Source organism: Burkholderia sp. YHN3-13 (assembly GCF_055810675.1).
The window spans coordinates 205,264-221,014 of the sequence record NZ_JBVVNQ010000009.1; the positions used below are offsets into that span (position 1 = coordinate 205,264).

General features: G+C 68.7%; 14 protein-coding genes. 6 read left to right on the top strand and 8 right to left on the bottom strand.

Annotated elements, in window-relative coordinates:
- Window positions 1-16 precede the first annotated feature (16 nt).
- Both AC0KUR_RS21390 and AC0KUR_RS21395 read left to right on the top strand, forming a co-directional pair.
- On the top strand, window positions 17-1,423 hold the full coding sequence (locus AC0KUR_RS21390) for an APC family permease (RefSeq protein WP_049028342.1): 1,407 nt from the start codon (window positions 17-19) through the stop codon (window positions 1,421-1,423).
- Between the two features lie 64 nt (window positions 1,424-1,487).
- The gene (locus AC0KUR_RS21395) at window positions 1,488-2,597 is read left to right on the top strand and encodes a DmpA family aminopeptidase (protein WP_049028341.1); all 1,110 of its coding nucleotides are present in this window, start codon (window positions 1,488-1,490) and stop codon (window positions 2,595-2,597) included.
- A 138-nt stretch (window positions 2,598-2,735) separates the two neighbouring features.
- On the opposite strand, the gene AC0KUR_RS21400 is transcribed toward AC0KUR_RS21395, so the two are convergent.
- Both AC0KUR_RS21400 and AC0KUR_RS21405 read right to left on the bottom strand, forming a co-directional pair.
- Entirely contained in the window at window positions 2,736-2,948 is a 213-nt protein-coding gene (locus tag AC0KUR_RS21400; protein WP_034191451.1) for a hypothetical protein, read from the bottom strand.
- Between the two features lie 137 nt (window positions 2,949-3,085).
- Window positions 3,086-5,269, bottom strand: coding sequence for an FUSC family protein (locus AC0KUR_RS21405; protein ID WP_473376397.1), 2,184 nt, complete (start codon window positions 5,267-5,269; stop codon window positions 3,086-3,088).
- Window positions 5,270-5,469: 200 nt separating this feature from the next.
- Between AC0KUR_RS21405 and AC0KUR_RS21410 the strand changes: the two genes are divergently transcribed.
- A complete protein-coding gene (locus tag AC0KUR_RS21410) occupies window positions 5,470-6,417 on the top strand; it encodes a LysR family transcriptional regulator (RefSeq protein WP_034191449.1) in 948 nt (315 codons plus the stop codon).
- 119 nt (window positions 6,418-6,536) lie between these two features.
- Here the strand turns inward: AC0KUR_RS21410 and AC0KUR_RS21415 are convergent, their stop codons facing one another.
- Together AC0KUR_RS21415 and AC0KUR_RS21420 are read right to left on the bottom strand one after the other, a co-directional pair.
- The gene (locus AC0KUR_RS21415) at window positions 6,537-6,839 is read right to left on the bottom strand and encodes a DUF4148 domain-containing protein (protein WP_059556501.1); all 303 of its coding nucleotides are present in this window, start codon (window positions 6,837-6,839) and stop codon (window positions 6,537-6,539) included.
- Window positions 6,840-7,045: 206 nt separating this feature from the next.
- Window positions 7,046-8,188, bottom strand: coding sequence for a porin (locus AC0KUR_RS21420; RefSeq protein WP_473376398.1), 1,143 nt, complete (start codon window positions 8,186-8,188; stop codon window positions 7,046-7,048).
- On the opposite strand from AC0KUR_RS21420, the gene AC0KUR_RS21425 reads away from it, so the two are divergent.
- The 3 genes from AC0KUR_RS21425 (at window position 8,187) to AC0KUR_RS21435 (ending at window position 11,267) form a co-directional block, all read left to right on the top strand.
- Window positions 8,187-8,360, top strand: a complete 174-nt coding sequence (locus AC0KUR_RS21425) for a hypothetical protein (protein WP_154233832.1) — start codon at window positions 8,187-8,189, stop codon at window positions 8,358-8,360. The genes AC0KUR_RS21420 and AC0KUR_RS21425 overlap by 2 nt on opposite strands.
- A gap of 166 nt (window positions 8,361-8,526) precedes the next feature.
- Complete coding sequence (gene codA, locus AC0KUR_RS21430; protein ID WP_049028871.1) at window positions 8,527-9,768, top strand: cytosine deaminase; 1,242 nt, start codon at window positions 8,527-8,529, stop codon at window positions 9,766-9,768.
- Window positions 9,769-9,932: 164 nt separating this feature from the next.
- The gene (locus AC0KUR_RS21435; protein ID WP_473376399.1) at window positions 9,933-11,267 is read left to right on the top strand and encodes a chloride channel protein; all 1,335 of its coding nucleotides are present in this window, start codon (window positions 9,933-9,935) and stop codon (window positions 11,265-11,267) included.
- 271 nt (window positions 11,268-11,538) lie between these two features.
- Here the strand turns inward: AC0KUR_RS21435 and AC0KUR_RS21440 are convergent, their stop codons facing one another.
- The 4 genes from AC0KUR_RS21440 to AC0KUR_RS21455 form a co-directional block, all read right to left on the bottom strand.
- Complete coding sequence (locus tag AC0KUR_RS21440) at window positions 11,539-12,867, bottom strand: MFS transporter (protein WP_473376400.1); 1,329 nt, start codon at window positions 12,865-12,867, stop codon at window positions 11,539-11,541.
- 221 nt (window positions 12,868-13,088) lie between these two features.
- Window positions 13,089-14,021 carry a 3,5-dioxohexanoate:acetyl-CoA acetone transferase gene (kce, locus tag AC0KUR_RS21445; RefSeq protein ID WP_034191444.1) on the bottom strand — a complete coding sequence of 311 codons (933 nt, stop codon included), beginning with the start codon at window positions 14,019-14,021 and terminating at the stop codon, window positions 13,089-13,091.
- Window positions 14,022-14,056: 35 nt separating this feature from the next.
- Window positions 14,057-14,863 carry an SDR family oxidoreductase gene (locus AC0KUR_RS21450; RefSeq protein ID WP_124669346.1) on the bottom strand — a complete coding sequence of 269 codons (807 nt, stop codon included), beginning with the start codon at window positions 14,861-14,863 and terminating at the stop codon, window positions 14,057-14,059.
- A 58-nt stretch (window positions 14,864-14,921) separates the two neighbouring features.
- On the bottom strand, window positions 14,922-15,632 hold the full coding sequence (locus AC0KUR_RS21455; protein ID WP_059556504.1) for a GntR family transcriptional regulator: 711 nt from the start codon (window positions 15,630-15,632) through the stop codon (window positions 14,922-14,924).
- Window positions 15,633-15,751 lie beyond the last annotated feature (119 nt).

Genomic DNA, 15,751 nt, shown 5'->3' on the forward strand with positions numbered 1-15,751 from the left:
AGCACAGGAGAACGAAATGGCGATGATGTCGGAATCGACGGGTAGCCTGCAAGCGGCGCCTGCAACGGAAGACGCGCCGCGCGCGCTGTCGCAGACGCTCAGCGTGCGCGACGCGGTGATGATCACCGTATCGGGCGTGACGCCTGCCAGCTCGATCTTCGTGATCGCGCCGTTCGCGATCCAGCAGGCCGGCAGCGGCGCGGTGCTGTCGTTCGTGCTCGGCGGCGTGCTTGCACTGGCGTTCGCGCTTTGCTACGCGGAGCTCAGCGCCGCGCACCGCAGCGCGGGCGGCGAATACGTGATGGCCAAGCGCGTGTTCGGCACGCTGCCCGGCTACCTGACCTTCATCACGGTGCTGTCCGTCAGCGTGTTCATCCCGGCCGTGCTCGCGAGCGGCGCCGCGCCCTACCTGAACAACGCGCTCGGCACGCACTTCGGCAACCAGTCGGTCGCGCTGACGATCGTGCTGCTCAGCTATCTGCTCGGCATGTTGAACATCAAGACGAACGCGTGGATCACCGGCGCGTTCCTGGTCGTCGAGATCGGCGTGCTGATGCTGATCGCGGGGCTCGGCTTCGGTTCGCCGCATCGCGGCGCCGACGTGCTGATCGCGCCGGTCGTCGCGAGCGGCAACGCGCTCGTGCCGGCGACGCTCGCGGCCATCGTGCCGGCGATCGGTACCGCGATCTTCTGCTACAACGGCTTCGGCTCGGCCGCGTATCTCGCGGAAGACCTGCGCGGCGGCAACCGCAACGTCGCGAAGGCGGTGATCTATTCGCTGCTCGTGATCCTCGTCGTCGAACTGGTGCCGCTCACCGCGATCGTGCTCGGCGCGCCGTCGCTCACGGAACTGACGAAGAGTGCCGACCCGATCGGCTATGTGGTGCGTTCGCTGAGCAACCCGGCCGTGTCGCGCGTGGTCAGCGGCGGGATCTTCCTGTCGGTGTTCAACGCGATCATCGCGATCGTGATCACGATGGGCCGCCTGCTGTACAGCAGCGGCCGGCATGCACTCTGGTCGCGCGCCTGCAACCGCGCATTCTCGACGATCCATCCGCGCCTCCAATCGCCGTGGCTCGCGACGCTCGCGCTGGCGGTGCCGTCGGCCGGGCTCGTGTTCGTGTCGAGCCTCGACGAGCTGACCGCGTTCACGGTCGACCTGCTGCTGCTGATCTACCTGGTCGTCGGGCTGGCCGCGCTCGCGAGCCGGTTCGTGCGTCGCGACGTCGAGCATCATTACCGGATGCCGCTGTGGCCCGTGACGCCGCTCGTCGCGGTGGCCGGCGCGGCCTACACGCTGTACACGACGCTGGCGACCGCGACGAAGTCGACCGACCTGATCATCATCGCGGGGCTGCTGGCCGCCGCACTCGTGATGTACGGGGTATGGGCGCGCCACAGCGAAGCGTTCCGCGCGCTCTGAGCGGCGGATCGACACCTTGCAGCATCGACATACCGAACCACGGAAAGACTGGAGGAACTGCATCATGCGCACGAGGGATCTCGGCATCCGCATCGGGCTCGGCACGCCGGGCCGCTTCAACGCGATCACGGACGTACCGGGCGTGCGGGTCGGACATTGCACGCTGAACGTCGAGAACGGCGACGCATCGATCCGCACCGGCGTGACCGTCATCGAGCCGCGCGCGGGCGCCGCGCACGATTCGCCGTGCTTCGCGGGTGTGCACGTGCTGAACGGCAACGGCGACGCGACGGGGCTCGAATGGATCCGCGAGGCCGGCCTGCTGACGACGCCGATCGCCTATACGAACACGCACAGCGTCGGCACGGTGCGCGACGCGCTCGTCGCGAACGAGCGTGCAGCGGCGGCCGGCCGCGTGTACTGGTGCATGCCGGTCGTGATGGAAACCTACGACGGGCTGCTGAACGACATCTGGGGGCAGCACGTGAGCGCCGCGCACCTGCAGCGCGCGCTGGCCGCCGCGCAGTCGGGGCCGGTCGCGGAAGGCGGCGTCGGCGGCGGCACGGGGATGATCTGCCACGAGTTCAAGGGCGGCATCGGCACCGCCTCGCGCGTGCTCGCGAACGATGCGGGCGGCTGGACCGTCGGCGCGCTCGTCCAGGCAAACTACGGCGTGCGCGAAATGCTGCGGGTGGCCGGCTACCCGGTCGGCGAGGTGCTGCGGCACGTGCATTCGCCGTTCCGCGACCAGGGCGCCAAAGGCGAGCCGGGCATGGGATCGATCGTCGTGACGCTCGCGACCGATGCGCCGCTTCTGCCGCATCAGTGCACGCGCCTCGCGCAGCGCGCGAGCGTCGGGCTCGCACGCGTCGGCGGCGGTACCGAGGATTCGAGCGGCGACGTCTTCCTGGCATTCGCAACGGGCAACGACGGCCTGCCCGCGGCGAACTACGGCAGCAAGGGCGCGCCGACCACCGATCTGAAGATGGTCAACAACGACCACATTTCCGCGCTGTTCGTCGCGGCGGCGGAAGCGGTGGAGGAAGCGATCGTGAATGCGCTGGTCGCGGGCGGCGACGTCGAATCGCGCGGTGCGCGGGTCGAGGGGCTCGGGCAGGCGCGCCTGCTCGATGCGTTGCGCGAAGTGGGGTGGCGGCCGGGGCGCGGCGCCTGAAACGGCGAGCGCCGCTTCAATCGAAGCGGCGTGGAACGGGGCGGCGATGCGGCGATCGGCCGGACCGCCGTCCGCCCGCGCATGCGATGCATGCCGTGCGGGCGATGCGGGCCTGGCCGTGACGACGCGGCGTCATGCTCAGCTGCCGAAGTAGATGTTGCAGAAGCTGACCGGGCCGACACAGGCGTTCGGGTCTTCCTGCTTCGATTGCGAACGATCGACACGGCCCGCGGCCTTGACGGCTTCGGCGCGGTTCGCCTGTTGCGGTGCGGCGTCCGCCGGCGCCGGCTGTGCGTGGGCGACAGCGGCGGTGAGCGACAGGGCAACGAGGGCGAGGTGCAGCGGCTTCATTTTGGGTTCTCCTGGGTGAGTGCCAGTCGCGCTGGCAGTGAGGAAACTATAGGCTCGCACTGCTTAAAGATTAATCACCGGGGCTGTAGAGCTTATTTCCATCCGGAACAAGGATCCCGTTGCGCACGCATCGATCCTCAATGGCGGCGCCGGTTGAACGGCGCATCCTTGTCGAGCAGCGCGGTGCGCATGAAGTGCAGGCAGCCGACGATCCGCTGCATGCTCCGGCGCGCATCGGGCACCGCGTACCAGGCCTGCAGCGTGTGCTGCGCCGCGCGGATCGCGAGATTCACCGATTTCAGCGTGCGTGCGTGATGGCCGGGCGTCGGGTCGTCGAAGAAGCGCGGCAGCTCGTGCAGCACCGCGTCGATCGAGGTGGTCCAGCGCAGCGTCTGCGGCGGTTTCGAGGCACTGAACGCGCGCAGCTCGTCGCGCAGGTCGATCACGGCGTGGCCGACCTCGAGCGTCGACAGCATCCAGCGCAGGGCGTCGCGGTGCTGCCGGGTACGCCGCACGAGCAGCGTGCGCAGTTGCGCCATCAGGTCGTGCGTACTCGACTGGAAACGCTGCGCGAGGCCGACCGGCGCGCCTTCGCACGCGAGCGTGACCTGGCGGCGCAGGTCGTGGGCGATGCGGCCGGTGAGCCACGGCATGTGGGTCGGGAAGACGACCGCGAACACGAGCGAGCACGCGAGCATCGCGACGACGATCGCCAGCCCGTTGTTGATCAGCACTTCGGGCGTATACGCGATCGCGTTGTCGGGGCCGGCGAGCAGGCAGAAGAACACCGCGAAGCCGATCCCGTAGCCGGACAGGCCGGGCCGCATGGCCAGGAACGCGCCGAGGCCGAGCACCGGCGCGAGTGTCGCGCACAGCAGCGGGAAGCCGTCGATGTTCGGATACACGTAGCACAGGAACACGTAGCCGACGGCGGTCGCGAACGCCGCGCCGACGCTCATTTGCGCGACGAACTTCGGCGCGCGCGGCGACGTCGAGCTGAGCGCGCACGCGATCGCGGTGGCGATCACGGCGAGCGAGCCGCTCGGCCATTCGGACGCGATCCAGAACGCACTCATCGCGCCGACGGCGACGACCGTGCGCAGGAACGCGAAGCCGACGAAGAACGCATTGGTCTTCACTGCGTAATGCGTGACGGAGCGCTCGAACGCGTGATCGTCCTGGTCGAGCGACGCGTAGGTATCGGCGTAGCCGAGGTATTCGCCGATGAAGCGGTACATCAGCTCGATCGCGGTATCGAAGTCGAGCAGGCCGCCCGCGGCATGTTCCTCGATGGTTCGGCGCGACGCGCGCGCGGCCTTCGGCAATGCACCGTGGAAGCGGCGCAGTTCGAGCAGCGCGCCGGTGGCCGGCGTGATGCCGCGCGGCCGCTCGTCGCGCAGTGCCGCGAAGCGCAGGGCGAGCGCGTCGACGTGCGGCGCGAGCGCAGCGAGCACCGCGTCCGACTGGTTCGCGCGCAGGCGCTTGACGAGTTGGTGCAGCGCATGCAGCCGCGTGCAGGCATTCATGAACTCGCTGTTCAGCCGTGCAAGGCGGCGGCTGCGCGCGCGAATGTGCGGATCCTCGAACGACGCGAACGCGCGGTTGGCCTCGAAACCGACGATGTCGTCGACGAAATCGGCAAAGCGCCGCTCGAAATCGCCGCGCGCGACGTCGCCAGCCAGCGCACCGGCGGCGAACGCCGCGAATGTCGCATGGCGCGCGCTCAGCGAGCGCATCAGCGCCTTCGCGGAACTCAGCGGCAGGATCAGCGCGCTGACCGCGCCCGAGCAGGCGATGCCGAGCGCGACTTCCGCGGCGCGGGTGAGCGCGGACTGGAACAGCGTCTGCGGCGTCATCACGGCCGGCAGGCCGATCAGCGCGGCCGTGTAGCCGGCGAGCACGAAGCCGTACCAGCGGAAGTGGCGGTTGCGTACCGCGAGCGCGATACAGCCGCCGATCCACAGCGTGATGCCGGCCATGTACAGCTCGGGCTGCTGCGCGAACAGTCCGCCGAGCGCGAGCGCGGCGACGAGGCCGGCCGCCGTGCCGAGCACGCGATAGAAGCTCTTCGCGAACACCATGCCCGAGAGCGGCTGCATCAGCACGAACACGGTCGTCATCGCCGTGCGCGGCTGGGACATCTCGAGGCGCATCGCGATGCCCATCGCCAGCAGTGCCGCAAGCACGGTTTTCGCGAGATGCAGCCAGATCAGCCCGTCGCGGGTCGCCCAGTCGCGCGCGGCGTCGCCGAGCGGTTCGAGCCAGGCCCTCCATCGCGCGGGTTCGATGGAAGATTGCTCGATCGCAGGTGGTGGCTTCATGAAAAGAGGGGGCCGAGGCGGGGCCGGGGCGGGGCCGCGGCGCATCCGAACGGGTCCGTTCGACTGGTGAGGCGCCGATTGTAGGAGTGCGGCGCGTGCGCATTAACGCAGCTCCGGGGAAACGATAGTTGCAGCCGGAGTAACAATCTGTCGCATCCAGTGGAGGAAAATAGCGGTTCCGCTACAGGTTGCTCACAGGAATGGATACCCTACAAAACATGCGGGTGTTTTCGCGCGTCGTCGAGACGGGCAGCTTCACGGCCGCGGCGCAATCGCTGAATTCGACGACGGGCGCGATGTCGCGCGCGGTGTCGGAACTCGAGGCGCGGCTGCGCACCCGTCTGATGAATCGCTCGACACGCCGTCTCGCGCTCACGTCGGCCGGCGAAAGCTATCTGCGGCGCTGCCGCCAGATCCTCGCCGACGTCGACCGTGCGGAAGAAGAAGCGAGTTGCGCGCACGAACGGCCGGCCGGCGTGTTGCGCATGCACAGCTTCGCGAGCGTCGGTCACCACTACGTATTGCCCGCGCTGACGCGTTATCACGCGCAGTTCCCGGACGTGTCGATCGAGCTGTCGCTGTCGCAGCGCATGCCCGACCTGTTCGACGGCACCAGCGACATGGCCGTCGTGACCGCGTCGTCACTGCCCGATTCGGAACTCGTGTCGCACCTGCTCGGCTCCACGTTCAGCATCCTGTGCGCGTCGCCCGACTATGTGAAACGGCACGGTGCGCCGGCCCGTCCGCAGGATCTCGCCGCGCATGCGTGCCTGACGCTGTGCACGCCCGCGTTCCCGACGCACGAGTGGGTGCTCGAGGGCCCCGAAGGCGTCGAGCAGATCCACGTCTCGGGGCCGGTGCAGACCAATACGGCCGAATCGCTCGCACTGGCGATCCGCGACGGCATCGGGATCGGCATGCTGCCGCTGTACGCGGCGATCGACGCACTGCGCGACGGCACGCTCGTGCGCGTGCTGCCCGCGCACATCCTGCAGAAGATGAACGTGTACGCGCTGTATCCGTCGCGCCGTTTCGTCGATGCGAAGGTGCGGACCTGGGTCGAGATGCTGCGTGCGCAGGTGCCGGGCATGATCGCGCGCGACGTCGAGATGCTGAACGCGATCGACCGCGAACCGCAGGCTGCCTGAAGGCCTGCACGCCGGGCGCACACGGGGGCGCCGTGTCCTGTCCGGCTTCCTCACGCATGCGCGAGACGCGCGTTGCCCGCGGAACATCCCTCTCGCGGGCGAGGCGCGTCGTCACGTCGTCACGGCGCGGGCTTCGCCGCCGCGCCGGATTCGGTGGCCGGCTGGCCGGCCGGGCCGTACGCGGCCTGCGCGGCCTTGTGTTCCGCGAGGCGCTTCGCCTGCAGCCGTTGCTGCGCGGCCATGATGTCGTCCGGATAGTTGTCGGCTTCACCGCGCGCCGGGTTGTAGCCGACCGATTCCAGATCGATCAGTTCCTGCAGCACCTGCGCGCGCGTGACGGGCGCCTGTGCCTGCTGGGCGAACGACAGGGCCGGTGCGGCAAGCAGGACGGCAGCGGCGGCGGTAACGACGAGCGATTTCACGGGGTTCTCCTGAATACGGGGTAGGTGGACGGATCGATGCGTGATGCATGACCCGAGCCTTCGACGCCAGTCTACGTAGCGGTCGCACGCACAAAAACCCCGATTCCCGGCAGGCTGCCTTCCAGATGGAACAACATTGGCGGCGCGTCGCGCGCGGCGCACGAACCGACGTTCCGTGCGCCACGCGCGACGCGGCATCACGCCGTTCAGAAGCGCGTGCGCATGCCGATCGTGCCGACGACCTGGTTCGCCGTGCTCGATGCGCCGCCCGACGTGTTGATGAACGCCTGGTAGCCGCGGCCCGACGCGTGCTGAAACATCGCTTCCGCGTACAGGTCGGTGCGGCGCGACAGCTTGTATACGGCCTGCAGGTCGACCTGGTGCCACTTCGGATCCGAGCCGTGCTTGCTGTCGGGATTCGACACGCTGGCGTCCGTGTACACGTAGGCGACGCCGAGGCTGACCGCCGGGGTGACCGCGTAGCGCACGTTCACGTCGTAGTTGTTGAATGCGACCTGGCCGGTGGCGCCGAACGAGCCCGTGTTGTCGTACTGCGAGCGCGTGTAGACGAAGCCGACCGTCGCCGGGCCGAACACGTAGCCGACGCCGCCGCCGTAGGCGCGCATGCGGTCCGAACCGATCGACCAGCCGCCCTGGTTCATGCTCTTTGCCTCGACCGAATCGGTCGCGCCGGGGCTCGCGCTCGTCGAGCCCTTCGTGCCGTTCATCTGCAGGTACGCGCCGGCCAGCTTGAGCGGGCCGTTCGTGTAACTCGCCGCGACGCTGTACGCGCGGTTGGCGCTGAAGTTCGTCGAGTTCGAGAACGCGTACATCGCGCCGACCTTGAAACCGGCGAGCGAATCGCTCGTGTACTTGACCGCGTTGTTGATGCGCAGCGAGTGGTTCAGGTTGTCGTTGTCGAACGGATGCGCGAAGCCCGCATCGCCGAAATCGCCGGCCGTCGCGGACAGCGGCGCGACGAAGTCGACCATCGTGTCGTACTGGCGGCCGAGCGTCAGCGTGCCGTAGCCGGCCTGGCTCAGGCCGACGTACGCGTGACGGCCGAACAGCTTGCCGTCCTGGCCGAGGCCGCCGTTGTTCACGTTGAAGCCGTTCTCGAGCACGAACAGCGCCTTCAGGCCGCCGCCGAGATCCTCGGTGCCGCGCAGGCCGAAACGGCTGCCGTTGACCGTGCCGCTGGCCATGCGCCACTGCGACACGCCGTTCACGTTGTTGGTATAGGCGATGCCGGCGTCGATCAGGCCGTACAGCGTGACCGAGCTCTGCGCATGGGCGAGCGGCGCGAACAGGGCGGCCGCGCATGCACCGGCGATCAGGGTTTTTTTCATGGTGAAGCTCCTGCGTGTGGGACGGGAAACCAAAGTTCGGCGCAAGTATAGGAACGCCCTGCGCGCGCGCGGCCGCCGGCGCGGCGAGCGCACCTTTCCGGATCCGGCAAGAGTCCTTCACAAAACCGACATGTCGCGCGGCGTGCGCGCGAGGCCGGCGGTTTTCACGTGATCGCCGACGCCGGGCTTCCGTCCGGCCGTGGCCGGCTGTCGTGCCGACGCAACATGCGCGGCGCGTGCGCGCATCGATGTTTTTCATCCATACTGGTCACCGGGATCGCACGGCCGCCGGCGCCAATCGCGCGGCGCGCGTCATGCATACAACAAGGGGCCTCCACATGAATCTGTTCAACGTACGCTTGCGCGGCCGCGACGGCCTGTTCACGATCGGCATCGACGGCGGCACGATCGCGCGGATCGATGCGCAATCCGCGCCGATCGCGCTGGCGAACCCCGGCGATATCGACGGCGGCGGCCGGCTCGCGATTCCGCCGCTCGTCGAGCCGCATATCCACCTCGATGCGGTGCTGACGGCCGGCGAGCCGGCATGGAACATGAGCGGCACGCTGTTCGAGGGCATCGAGCGCTGGGCCGAACGCAAGGCGACGATCACGCACGAGGACACGAAAGCGCGCGCGCATGCGGCGATCGGCATGCTGCGCGACCATGGAATCCAGCACGTGCGCACGCACGTCGACGTGACGGATCCGACGCTCGCCGCGCTGAAGGCGATGCTGGAAGTGAAGGACGAGGCGCGCGGGCTGATCGACCTGCAGATCGTCGCGTTTCCGCAGGAGGGCATCGAATCGTTCGACGGCGGCCGCGCGTTGATGGAGCAGGCGATCGACCTCGGCGCGGATGTCGTCGGCGGCATTCCGCATTTCGAGAACACGCGCGAGCAGGGCGTCAGCTCGATCGGCTTCCTGATGGACCTCGCGGAACGCACCGGCTGCCTCGTCGACGTGCATTGCGACGAGACCGACGACCCGCATTCGCGCTTTCTGGAAGTGCTCGCCGAAGCCGCGCGCGTGCGCGGGATGGGCGCCCGCGTGACCGCGAGCCACACGACCGCGATGGGCTCGTACGACAACGCGTACTGCTCGAAGCTGTTCCGGCTGCTGAAGCGCGCGGGCCTGAACTTCATCTCGTGCCCGACCGAGAGCATCCACCTGCAAGGACGCTTCGATACGTTTCCGAAGCGGCGCGGCGTCACGCGCGTCGCCGAACTCGACCGCGCCGGGCTCAACGTGTGCTTCGGGCAGGATTCGATCAAGGATCCGTGGTATCCGCTCGGCAACGGCAACATCCTGCGCGTGCTCGACGCGGGCCTCCATATCTGCCACATGATGGGTTACGAGGACCTGCAGCGCTGCCTCGACTTCGTGACCGACCACAGCGCGACGGCGCTGCATCTCGGCGACGGCTACGGCATCGCGGCCGGGCGTCCGGCGAATCTCGTGGTGCTCGATGCGGACAGCGACTACGAAGCCGTGCGCCGGCAGGCGAAGGCCACGCTGTCGGTTCGCCACGGGAAGGTGATCATGCGGCGCGAACCGGAGCGCGTGACGTATCCGGACTGACGCGGAAGGCGGGGCGCACGGCCTCGTCCGATCCCATGTATTCATCGAATGCATGAGTCGATGCTAAAAATACGTTTGTCTCATGATCGGTGCGGGCCTACGATGCGGTCCTGACGACGGTGCGCGTGTTGCGCGCCGTCCTTTCGATCCCGTTCGCCGACCTCATGCGCCTCGATCTTCCGTCCGCTCCCGCATCCTCTCCGCCGCCTGCCAGCCCGTTCGCGCGGATGGCCGTCGTCACGGTCCTGACCGGCGTGGGCGCGGGCCTGGGCGGCATGCTGCTCGCGCTGCTGCTGCATGCGATCCAGCACATCGCGTACGGCTACAGCATCGCGCACGTGATCGGTTCCGAGAGCTTCCTCGGCGGGGTGACCGGCGCCGATCCGCTGCGCCGGGTCGCGGTGCTGACCGTCTGCGGAATCGTCGCCGGTGGCGGCTGGTGGGCGCTCTACCGGTATGGCCGGCCGCTCGTCAGCATCCGCCGCGCGGTGCGTGCGGCCGATCCGCGGATGCCGTTCGTCAGCACGACGATTCACGCGCTGCTGCAGATCGTCACCGTTGCGCTCGGCTCGCCGCTGGGCCGCGAAGTCGCACCGCGCGAGATCGGTTCGCTGCTGGCCGGGCGGTTTGCGCACGCCGCGGGGCTCACGCCCGACGACTGCCGGCTGATGGTCGCGTGCGGCGCCGGCGCGGGCCTCGCGGCGGTCTACAACGTGCCGCTCGGCGGCGCGATCTTCGTGCTCGAAGTGCTGCTCGGCACGTTCGAGCTGCGTGCGCTGGTCGTCGCGGTCGTGACCTCGGCGATCGCGGCGGCCGTCGCGTGGATCGGCCTCGGCAACGAGCACCAGTACACGGTGCCGCCGTTCGTGCTGAGCACGCCGCTCGTCGCGTGGTCGATCGTCTGCGGGCCGCTGTTCGGTTTCGCCGCATACGGTTTCGTGCGGCTCACGACCCGCGCGCGGGCGAACGCGCCGAAAGACTGGCGGCTGCCCCTGTTCGCGCTGGTCAATTTCGTGGTGATCGGTGTGCTCGCGATGGGGTTTCCTCAACTGCTCGGCAACGGCAAGGGGCCGGCGTCGCTGGGTTTCGACGGCACGCTGACGATCGGCCTGGCCGCTGCGTTGCTCGTGCTGAAGGTGCTGATCGAGGCCGGCAGCCTGCGGGCCGGCGCGGAGGGCGGGCTGCTGACGCCGGGCCTGGCGAACGGCGCACTGATCGGCGTCGTGCTCGGCGGTCTGTGGAGCCTCGTGTGGCCGGGCGCGTCGATCGGCGGGTGTGCGCTGATCGGCGCGACCGCGTTCCTGGCCGCGTCGATGCAGATGCCGATCACGGCCGTGGTGCTGCTGCTCGAATTCACGCGCGCGAATCACGACAGCCTCGTGCCGATGCTGCTGGCCGTGGCCGGCTCGCTCGTTGCGTACCGGTTCGCGCAGCGGCTGGCGGAGCGACGGGCGAGTGCGGTTGCCGCCGTGAACGCGCCTGCGACGACGGCGCGCTGACACGCTCGAGCGGCTGAGGGCGGGCCACGTCGTCTGTGTCGATTCGGCGCCGCTTACCGGGTCGCCGAGGTGTCGCGGCGCGGTGCGCGGGGTTCCTCGTGCCGCGTTTCGTGCAAAAGGGCCCGCGCTCGAGGTCATGGGATACGTCGTGACGACGCGCCTGTTTTCGGGCGCGGGGTGTGTGGCGCGGATGGATCTGTTCTGATCGAGCGGGGCGAGATCCGGGCGGCGTGCTCCGTCCGCATCTCGCCATCCCGGATCCGGCCCGCCGTCAGCCGTGCGATCGTGCGGCCCGGCGTTCGTGCCCGTGACGCAACGCGAGACTCGCGAACGCGGCGACGAGGAGCGCGGCGGCCAGCAGCGTCAGCCCGTTCTTCGCATTGCCGGTGGCCTGTTCGATCGCGCCGACGACGGTCGGCCCGACGAAGCCGCCGAGCAACCCGCACGTATTCACGAGCCCGAGTCCGCCCGCCAGTGCGCTACCGGCCAGCCGCGACGCGGGAAACGTGAAGACGATCGACTGCACGACGAAGAACATCGATGCGGCCACGCACACGCACAGGAGCCCCGCAACCGGCGACGTATGCGCCGCGCCGACCATCCCGGCCGCCATCACGACCAGCCCCGCGCACAGCATCCGGCGCGCATGCCGTGACTCGCGTGCAAAGCGCGGCAGCGTTGCGGCGCCGCATGCGGCGGCGAGCCAGGGCAGCGCGGTCAACAACCCCACCGCGAACGGCGAGAAGCGTCCCGAGGCGCCGATGATGCCCGGCAGGAAGAAAATCACCGTATAGATGGTCAACTGATGGCAGAAGTACACGAAGATCGCGAGCCAGATCTGCGGATCGCGCAGTGCGGTGCCGAACGCATGCCCGCCGTGCGTGCCGACGCCCGCATCCTGCTCGGCGGCCAGCGTGCGTTCGAGTGCGCGTCCGGTCTCCGGGGCAAGCCACGGCGCGGTGCCCGGACGATCCGGCAACCGTGCCCACACGACGAAGGCGAGCAGGATCGCCGGAATCCCTTCGACGACGAACAGCCATTGCCAGCCGTGGAAACCGAGCGTGCCGTCGAGTTCGATCAGCGCGCCGGCCAGCGGGCCGCCGACGATGTTTGCGATGCACACCCCGAGCAGGAAGTAGCCGGTCGCGCGCGCACGCTCCTCGCGGCCGAACCAGTACGTCAGGTACAGCATCACGCCGGGAAACAGCCCGGCTTCGGCGGCCCCGAGCAGCAGGCGCATCACGTAGAACGACGTCTCGCCGCGGACGAACGCCATCGCGATCGACAGCGCGCCCCAGGTGATCATGATCCGCGTGATCCAGAAGCGGGCGCCGACGCGATGCATGATCAGGTTGCTCGGGATTTCGAAGAGCGCATAGGTCAGGAAGAACAGCCCCGCGCCGAGTCCGTACGCGGCCGATGAAATGCCGAGATCGACCGCCATCGAATGTTTGGCGAACGCGATGTTGGTGCGGTCGAGAAAGCTGATCACGTATGCGGCGATCAGCAACGGCATGAGTTTGCGGAACAGCAGCCGGTTCAGCGACGCGCTCGCGTCGCCAGCGGCGGAAGGCAGGGCCTGGGCGTGATGAGTGGACATGCGGACGACTCCGGTAAGGGCGAACCGGCGCGCACGGCAAGCACGGTGCGCCGCGTTCGGCAAATGCCGCTGCGGGGCATGCAGCGGATGGGCAGACGACGGAGCCGCGCCGGCGGCGCTCGAACGGAGCGGGGCGATGATGGGCGTCCGGGCGCCGGCCGGCTCGGGCCGGCGCCTTGTCACTGCGCTTGCGGGTTCGGGTGTCGGGGCGCGACCCGCGGTCAGAAATTCACCGCGTCGCCGCCCTTGAGTGCGAGCATCGCGCGCGCTTCGGCCGGTGTCGCGATCTCCAGCGACAGGCCTTCGAGCACCTGGCGCATTTTCAGCACCTGCGCGGCGCTCGATTCCGCGAGCTTGCCCGGCGCGATCCACAGCGAATCCTCGAGCCCGACGCGCACGTTCGCGCCTTGTGCCGCGCCGATCGTCGCGAGCGGAATCTGGTTGCGGCCGGCACCGAGGATCGACCACACGTAGTCGCCGCCGAACAGGCGGTCGGCCGTGCGGCGCATGTGCATCAGGTCTTCCGGATGGGCACCGATCCCGCCGAGCAGGCCGAACACGCTTTGCACGAAGAACGGCGGCTTCGCGAGCCCGCGGTCGACAAAATGCGCAAGGTTGTACAGGTGCGAAATGTCGTAGCACTCGAATTCGAAACGCGTACCGTTCGCTCCGCAGCGCGTGAGGATCGTCTCGATGTCGGCGAAAGTGTTCTTGAACACCAGGTCGCGGCTCTTCTCGAGGTGTTCGCGTTCCCACGGATGCTTCAGCTCCCGAAAGCGCTCGAGCATCGGGTACAGCCCGAAGTTCATCGACCCCATGTTCAGCGAAGCGACCTCGGGCTGGAAATGCAGCGCGGGCTGCAGCCGTTCGTCGACCGTCATGTGCGGGCTACCGCCCGACGTGAGGTTGATCACCGCGTCGGTTTGCGCCTTGATGCGCGGCAGGAATTCGGCGAACACCGCCGGATCCTGGGTCGGCTTGCCGTCGGACGGATGGCGCGCGTGGAGGTGCAGGATCGCCGCGCCGGCCTCGGCGGCCGCGACGGCGGCCGTTTCGATCTCGTGCGGCGTCACGGGCAGGTACGGCGACATCGACGGCGTGTGGATCGCGCCGGTGGGCGCACAGGTGATGATGACTTTGCGAGCGTTTGCCACGGATGGATTCCTTTCGGTGAACGATGCCGGGTGCGTCACAGCACTTCGACGTTGCCGCAGACGGAGATGGCCTGCCCCGTGATTCCGTGCCCGCCCGGCGAGCACAGGAACAGCGCGGTCGCGGCGATTTCGGCCGGGTCGGTCATGCGCCGCAGCGAGATCTTCTCGAGATAGCGCTTCTCCATTTCGTCGTAACCGATGCCCAGTTGCTGCGCGCGTGCGTCGATCACGCGGCGCATCCGCGGGCCGCGCACGATGCCGGGCTGAATCGCGTTCACGCGGATGCCGAGCGGGCCCAGTTCGATCGCGAGGCTCTTCACGAGGCCGACCACGGCCCATTTCGTCGCGGCGTACGGCGTGCGGAACGCGTAGCCGAGCCGCCCGGCGACCGACGACAGCGCGATGATCGCGCCGCCATGTTTCGCGTCGCGCAGCAGCGGCACCGCACGGCGCGCGAACTGGAACTGTGCGTTCAGGTTGATCGCGACGGTTTGTTCCCACTGCACGGGGTCGATCTCGTCGATGCCGCCGGTCGGGCCGGCGATCCCCGCGTTGTTGACCAGCACGTCGAGGCCACCGAGCGTTGCCGCGACGTCGTCGAACACGCGTTCGACGGCGGCCGGATCGGATACGTCCGCCAGCGTCGCGCTGATCGCACCGGCCCCGGCGCGCGGCGGCCGGTCGGCGAGTGCGGCCAGCGCGGCTGGCGACGCGTCGCACACATGTACGCGGGCGCCGCACTCGGCGAACGCGTCGGCGATGTGGAGGCCGATGCCCGATGCGCCGCCCGTCACGAGGACGCGCAGGCCGTCATAGGGTTTCAGCAGGTCGGAAGCTGTCATGCCGGGTTGTCTCCATCGTTGATGTTGTAGGATCGCAGCCGCCCGCGGCGGGCGGCCGCTACGGCTTTGCGTTCACGGTTCGCGGGGCCTGTTCGGCCCGCAAGGTTTCGGCGAGATCGTGTGCGGCGCCGCCGATGTCGAGCGCGATGCCGGCCCGCACGCCGGTGCCGTCGCGCCGTTCGAGGGCGTCGACGATCGCGCGGTGCGCGTCCATCGAGCGCCGCATGTGCGGGATGTCGAGCGCGACCATGTTCAGGAACGGCCCGACCCGCATCCACAAGTTCTCGACGATCGCGAGCGTGCTTTCGCTGGCGCCATGCGCGTAGATCGCGCTGTGGAAGGCGAAATTGCTTTGCAGGTAAGCGCGCGAGCGGCCGGCTTCGACGTGCGCCTGCATCGTCTCGCAGGTCTTGCGCACGGCCGCGATCTGCGCGTCGCTCATTCGTTCGCACGCACGCTCGGCGATGCAGCCCTCGAGTGCGATCCGCACGTCGCGCAGTTCGTCGAGCATGTCGAGCGTCATCGGCGGCACGACGAGCGCGCGATTCGGGCCGTCGACCAGCGCGCGCTCGGCGCGCAGCCGCGTGAGCGCGGCGCGCACGGGCATCGTCGACGAACCGACCGCCTCGGCGACGCTGCGCAGGCTCAACGCCTGGCCGGGCGCGAAACGGCCGCTCATCAGCGCTTCGCGCAGTTGCTGGTAGACCTTGTCGGCCATCGTTTCCTGTTCGATGGCTTTCAGTGCGGGCGGGACGATACGAGGTGCCAAGGCGGGGTTCTCCTGGGTTTGATCTGCGATCTGTGATCACACTTGCGATAGGCGAAGTGTTGACGATGCGGCGGGCGGAGTCAAGACGAACGGGATCGGGGAAAACGCCGAGGAAGGGC